The 6,832-nt window shown below is 61.6% G+C and carries 5 protein-coding genes; 2 read left to right on the forward strand and 3 right to left on the reverse strand.

The genetic code is table 11. The features are described 5' to 3' along the window. The 3 genes from QMX98_RS30825 to QMX98_RS30835 all read right to left on the reverse strand — a co-directional run. Nucleotides 1–2,964: Ig-like domain-containing protein (locus tag QMX98_RS30825; protein ID WP_282411883.1), on the reverse strand; the 2,964-nt coding region annotated here is incomplete at its 3' end. 51 nt (nt 2,965–3,015) lie between these two features. After that, on the reverse strand, nt 3,016–3,852 hold the full coding sequence (locus tag QMX98_RS30830) for a sulfotransferase (protein WP_010464912.1): 837 nt from the start codon (nt 3,850–3,852) through the stop codon (nt 3,016–3,018). Between the two features lie 126 nt (nt 3,853–3,978). Further along, on the reverse strand, nt 3,979–5,550 hold the full coding sequence (locus QMX98_RS30835) for a glycosyltransferase family 39 protein (protein ID WP_282411884.1): 1,572 nt from the start codon (nt 5,548–5,550) through the stop codon (nt 3,979–3,981). Between the two features lie 241 nt (nt 5,551–5,791). On the opposite strand from QMX98_RS30835, the gene QMX98_RS30840 reads away from it, so the two are divergent. Next, nucleotides 5,792–6,379: a tail fiber protein gene (locus tag QMX98_RS30840; RefSeq protein ID WP_010464914.1), complete on the forward strand. Its 588-nt coding sequence runs from the start codon at nt 5,792–5,794 to the stop codon at nt 6,377–6,379. A gap of 50 nt (nt 6,380–6,429) precedes the next feature. After that, nucleotides 6,430–6,741 (forward strand): hypothetical protein, encoded by a 312-nt coding sequence (locus QMX98_RS30845; protein WP_010464915.1) that lies wholly within the window; start codon nt 6,430–6,432, stop codon nt 6,739–6,741. Nucleotides 6,742–6,832: the final 91 nt, after the last annotated feature.

Below are 6,832 nucleotides of genomic sequence, written 5' to 3' on the forward strand. Positions count from 1 at the left end.
CAGGGTGATCAGGTTGGTTGTGTCGTTGATGCTGGCGGTCGGCGTGAAGGTCGCCGTCCAGGTAATTCCGCCGTCGCTGCTGCTCACGGCCGTCAATGTGCCGTTGGCGATAGTCAGGTCGGCGTTGGTGAAACCGCTCACCGCCTCGGAGAAAGTGATGGTCACCAGCGAGGTCTCACCGATTCTCAATGCGGTGTCCGCCACCACGATGGTTGCTGTTGGACGCAATGTATCGATGGCGTAGTTGTTGGAATCGGTGGTGCCGCTGCCGGCGTTGCCCGCCAGGTCGCTGACCCCTGTGTTGTTCAGGGTGATCAGGTTGGTTGTGTCATTGACGCTGGCAGTCGGTGTGAAGGTCGCCGTCCAGGTGATGCCGCCATCGCTGCTGCTCACCGCGCTCAACGTGCCGTTGGCAATCGTCAGGTCAGCGTTGGTGAAACCGCTGACGGCTTCGCTGAAGGTGATGGTCACCAGCGACGTTTCGCCGATTTTCAGTGCCGTGTCGGCCACCACGATGGTCGCGGTCGGGCGCACGGTATCGATGGCGTAATTGTTCGAATCGGTGGTGCCGCTGCCGGCGTTGCCGACCAGGTCGCTGACCCCGGTGTTATCGAGGGTGATCAGGTTGGTCGCGTCAGTGATGCTGGCGGTTGGCGTGAAGGTGCCCGTCCAGGTGATGCCGCCATCGCTGCTGCTCACGGCCGACAAGGTGCCGTTGGCAATCGTCAGGTCCGCGTTGGTGAAACCTGTCACGGCCTCGCTGAAGGTGAAGGTCACCAGCGATGTTTCGCCGACCTTCAGCGCGGTGTCGGTGAACACGATGCCGACGGTGGGGCGCAAGGTGTCGACCACGTAGTTATTGGAGTTCGTGGTACCGACGCCGGCCGTGCCCAGGCCGTTGTTCACCCCGGTGTTGTCCAGGGTGATGAGGTTGGTCGTATCGGAAATGCTCGCGGTCGGCGTGAAGGTGGCCGTCCAGGTGATGCCGCCATCGGCGCTGCTGACGGCGCTCAGAGTGCCGTTGGCGATGGTCAGGTCGGCGTTGGTGAAACCGGTCACGGCCTCGGAAAAGGTGATCGTCACCAAGGACGTTTCGCCGATGCTCAGCGTGGTGTCAGCGACCACAATGGTTGCGGTCGGCGGCGGCGCATACGCGGTGTTGAGTACACCTCCGTCGTTGAAGATAGTCGCGACGGAGGTCGGCGAAGTGCCGGTTGTACCTCCACCCTGCGCGGTACCGCCTGCTCCACTGGCCGCGGCATTACCAGCCAGCGCCGCGAAGTTGGAGGCCGTGATCAGCAGCGTGCCTTTGTTCCAGATCGCGCCGACGCCCCGACCGCCGATGCCGCCATTGCTGGCATTGCTGCCTTGGCCACCGCCACCGCCACCGCCACCACCGGCGCCGATGTTGTTGCTGATGGTCGAAGTGCCGATGATGGTAATGGTGCCGCTGCTGGCGTTGTAGATCCCGCCCGCCGCGTTGCCGCCAGCGCCACCAACTTTGTCCCAACCGGCGCCACCGCCCCCGCCGCCAATGGAAATCGTGCCATTGGTGGCCGTCGAGCCGTTACCGCCGTTACTGTAATAGGACACGCCCAGCCCGCCCGCGCCGCCAGTATTGGTGCCACCGCGACCGCCCATGTGGATCGCGTCATAACCGCCACCGTAGCCGCCGGCATTGGCGCTGCCAGCCTGGCCGCCCAACGTGCCGGTGCCCGGCCCGGCCGAGCCACCGTGCCCGCCGTTCTGACCGCCCAAACCGCCGCCACCACCACCGCCACCGCCGTAATAAGCACCCGTGACACCGCCGCCGCCACCGCCGCCGGAAGCGGCATTGGAGGTCACGCTGACGTTGTTAAGGGTCAGGATGCCGGCGTTGAAAATCCCCCCGGCCATGGCCCCTGAGGCACCGTAGCCACCGTTACCGCCCGTTCCCGCCACCAGGCCACGGGTAATCACTAGGCCATCAAGGGTCACGGTTCTGCCCGCGGCAATTTCAATCACCCGGGTCCGGTACTGACCGTCGAGAATTACGTCAGCCACGCCGTCGTTGTTCAAGTCGCCATCGACGGTGATGTTCTGGTTGATCAGCAGTTCGGACGTCAGCTGCACCGTCATGCTGGCGTTGAAGGTGACGATATCGCCGTTCTGCGCCGAGGCGATGGCGGCACGCAACGAGCCGATACCGGTGTTGCCGTTGTTGGTAGCAGTCCAGGTCGCCAGGCCCCACTGATATTCACTCATGGCCGTGGTCGACAGCACGTTGGCGCTTTCGATGTTGCCGGTGACAATTTCCAGGTCCCAGTCGCCGCCGATTCCGGTGCGGTTGCTGGAAGCGGCTACATCACGGCCGGTCAGCTGCGCGAGGGAATCGACAAAACTCAAGCCTCGCTCACCTTCGGCGGTGTAGCAGCCGTAGATCATGATGTCGCCACCGGCATTCATGTCCTTGCCGATTTCCGCCAGCACCGCACTGCGGGCCGCGACGTTGTCGGCCGACAGATAGCTGTCGCCCAGCCACAGGTCGCCCGCGTTGCCGTGAGCAATGATTTGCACGGAACTGATGCCCTGATGGGTATCCAGATAATCGGCAATCTGTTGCAGACCGTCCCGGCTCGCGTCCAGCTGAACCACTTGAGTGCCGGGTGCCACGCCCTTGAGCAGGCTGTCGGCGTCCTTGACCCGGGAATCGACGAACACCACGCTCTGCCCCGGTACGGCAACAGGTGTTGAAGCCGGCGTGGCATCGGCCTGGCCGTGGGTGTCTTTGCTGGCGACCGGCTGATCATTCGCCGGCGCTTTCGCCGCGTCGGCCGTGGGATGGCTTTCAGGCTGGGCGGCATCCGCCACGGTGGCCGCGACCGCGCCGTCGAACAACATTCGCGGCTCCAGGGACATGATCATGGGCGAGGCCAGCGCCCGTGCACCTTCGGTAACCCGCGACTTGCCTTTGCTCCACCACATGCTGCTCACCCGGACTCGAACTTTCGTGACGCGAAAATGAAAATGCCGCGATCAACTGATCGCGGCATCGGCTTTCATGCGAATGACATTGGCGGCGCTGGCTGAGCCATCGAGCCAGAAGGACAATTCTGCGTACTGCTTGAACAAGTCCGGCGGCAAAATCGTTCGCCGCGATTGCAGTTCGACCCTCGGCTTGACCTTGTGCAGGCCCGAAACCCCCAGGGCCTGGTCGAACGCTGGCGCGTCGTAAGCGAGGTGGTCAAAGTCATGCTCGAACCAGGGTTCGCCGATGAAGTCGTAGACCAGCCGCATCACCCGATCCGGCGCCTGAGTCAGCAGGTCGTAGTCGACGATCAGCAGCGACTCGGCGTGTTCGCCGTAATAGGCTTCCTTGAGCGCAGCCCAGGCAAATCCCACCAGGCGATTGCGCTGGGCCAGGGTTTCGCAACGGCTGTAGACGGTGTTGCGCTCGATCGCGTCGCCGAACAGTTTGGTGTTTTCAAAGGGGTTGGCGCGGTACAAACGCTCGATGCTGTCCATGACCCAGGCGACATTGCGCACACAGGCAATGACCTTGGCTTGCGGGAACAGGTCGCTGATGGCCGGCAAGCGCGAACTCCATAGCCGGTTGGTGTCGAACACCACCGGTTTGTCGGCCTTGTCGGCGTAGAAGGAGTCGAACAGACCGCGCAATAAGCGTCGGCGCAGATCGGTATCGATCACCGCGCCAAACTCGCTGCCGGCGCTGCACTGTTCCAGAACACCTGAAAACAGCGCGCCAACGGGGCTGGTCATGCCGGCGTGGAAACGCGGGTTCTGCAACAGGATGGCAGAAAGCAGGGTCGAGCCTGAACGCGGCAAGCCGGAGATAAAGTGGTACTGCTGCATCCCTTCACCTGATCATAAGTCCTTTATGTATGACGGAGCGTAGACTATGAATTGCCGAAGCAGTAGTAGTGTTTTGATATCAAATCGAAGCTAAATCGTCTGAAAAACAAGATTTTTGTTACTGACTTAACGCAACACGAACAAGCGCGCATTGGCGCCTCCTGCCTGCGTTTGGCCAACGCTCTGCCAGCCGGCGGGCAACGGGGCGAACTCGTCCGGCACACCAACAGTGCCGATCAACCACACGCGCCCCGTGCCTTTGGGCAAGGTGCCAAGGCTATCGAGGTAAATGTCCGGGGTCACCAACGTGCCGAAACCATAAGCACTCGGCCGGCTCGACGCACCGCCTGGTAACGGTGGTGTGTACAGCAACGGCTTGGCGTCGGTGCGGTTGTAATAGACGTAGCTGAGGTACCAAAGCATGTCGCTGGTGACGATTCGGTCACCGGCAACGAAGTGCTGGTTGACGTAATTGACCATGACGTTGAACTGGTCGTTGCTATCGACCGTGGCGTTGTTATTCAGGCCCACCAGTTCGACACCGGCAAACAACACCAGCACTGTCATGGCCAACACCCGGGCCCCTGAGTACAGGCGATCAATGGCCAGTGCGGCAATCATTGGCAGGCCGAGGGCGTAGGCAGTGAGGTAACGCTCGATGAACACCGGCGAGACAAACGACACCCCAAACACTACCAGCAACGGCACAACGGTGTAGATCACCACCAGCGCACTGCCCCGAATCACGCTGCGATCCCGCGCCAGCGCCACCCACATCAAGGCCAGCAACGCCAAAGGTAACGTGCTGAAAATCAGGGTCGGCAGGTTCTCGCCATCGTCCTGAGTCAGAAACGACCAGATCATCGACGGCAACGATCCGAACGTGACCGGTGCCTCCCATCCCACATCGCCATTGGCCTTGAGCTGATCCATGTGCTGGACCAGATCGATCAGGCTCGGCACCCAAGGCAAGTACAACAACACAATCGCCACGTTCGCCAGCCACCAGCCGGGGCGTTGAATATGCCGCAAGCGGTAACCTGGTTGCAGGCGGATCACCCCCAGATACAGCCAATGGCAAAGCACGCACAGGGCGGTGAAGTAATGGGTGTAGAACGCCGCAGTCATGAGCAGCACATACGCCACCAGATAACGCGTGCGACGGGGGTATCGGATCCAGTAGACCAGCGCAATCGTCGCGCCAATCAGCCATAGGCCCAGCAGTGAGTACATCCGCACTTCCTGGCTGTATCGCACCGCCGTAGGCAGCAGCGCCAGCAGCAAACCGGCCAGCAGCGCGGCACGCCAGGTGGCGAGCAAGTCCATCAGCCAGACGCCGAGCCACACCGTGGCGATCCCGGGCAGCGCGCTGAAACTGCGGATCGAAAATATACCGTCGCCGAACAGCTCGACCCAGCCGTGCAGCAGCATGAAATACAGCGGCGGGTGGACATCGTACGCGGCGTGCAGCCAGATCCCGCCGAGCGAAAACTGGCTCATCAGCAGGCTGGAACCTTCGTCGCCCCAGATAGCCGCCGCCGTCAGGTCGTAGAAACGCACCAGCGCGGCCAACGCGAGGATCGGCAACAGCCAATGTTCGCGCACCCACCGAAGCAAGCGCTTGACGCTCGCCCAGGCACCGGGTGTCGCTTGCGGGCCTTGGGTGCCCTCAAGTGGCAATTCTCTGTACGCCTCCATTGCTCCCCTCGGGACTGCCAGTGAAAAAGCGTGAAGCGTGTCATCACTGTAGGTCAGCGTCAGCGCCGTCGTCGATGCTGGCTTTACGACCAACGACATTCGGCAATCATCCGGATCTACTACGCTCTGGCTTGGCGTGACCCAGCCACGGAGATGAATGGAGTCGGCTGATCAGCGCGATCCGCCCGGATAACCGGGCCTTACGTGACGCTTCAGACACTAACCTGAGGGATAAGGAACTATGGAAGTATTCATGGGCACTATTCAGCCTTTCGCCTTTAACTTTGCTCCCAACGGCTGGGCCCTGTGCAACGGCCAGACGCTGGCGGTCCAGCAATACAACGCGCTATTTGCCCTGCTCGGCGTCAACTTCGGCGGCAATGGCTCCACCAACTTCATGCTACCCAACCTGCAAGGCCGAATGCCGGTGTGCATGGGCAACGGGCTGAACCTGACACCACGGGTCATTGGCGAGTTCTCCGGGACCGAGAACGTCACCGCGACCATCACCAACCTGCCGAATCACACCCATGCCTTGTCCGGGCTGACGGCCACCACCACCCTGCAACTGGCCAGCCCGGCGAGCAACCCGGTCACCGCTCCAACCGCGACCAACTCGTACATTGGCGCTTCCGGCGGCGGCCCGGGCTCGGCGAGCATCTTCTCTGATGCGCAAGGCGCTGCGGCGGTACCGCTGAAGGGCGTGGCCACTGCCGTGACGGGGGAAATCTCGTCGGCCGGTAACGGTTTGCCGATGGAAACGATGAACCCATTCCTGGTGCTCAACTTCAGCATCGCCTTGAACGGGTTGTTCCCTTCTCGCAATTGAGGTCTGGCCGGGGGATACCCATCCCCCGGCCGTTTTTCGGGAGTGACGCCATGTTGCAACAGGTTCAAAGCCAACACTTTCAGACCCTGCTGGGCAAGACAGGCTCGCTGCGGCTGCCGGATGGCAGTGAGTTGTCGATCCATATCGACACGCTTGAAGAAACGCCCCATTCGCGGATGCCAAACAGCGAGCGCGTGCCGTTCAGTGTCGAGTTCAACAGCCTGGAACCCACAGCGTTTGTGGATGGGTTATGCACGCTGGAGTTACCGATGCTGGGTCAGGTGCAGGGCATTTTTGTCTCTCGTGTGCCGGCCATGGGCCGTGATCCGGACATGGGGTATTTCTATATCGCCTTCAACTGAACACACCGAAATCCCATTGTAGGAGTGAGCCTGCTCGCGATGGCGGTGGTTCATTCACATCTATGGTGACTGATACTCCGCCATCGCGAGC

This window comes from Pseudomonas sp. PS02303, assembly GCF_029959925.1.
Classification (GTDB): Bacteria; Pseudomonadota; Gammaproteobacteria; order Pseudomonadales; family Pseudomonadaceae; genus Aquipseudomonas; species Aquipseudomonas mandelii.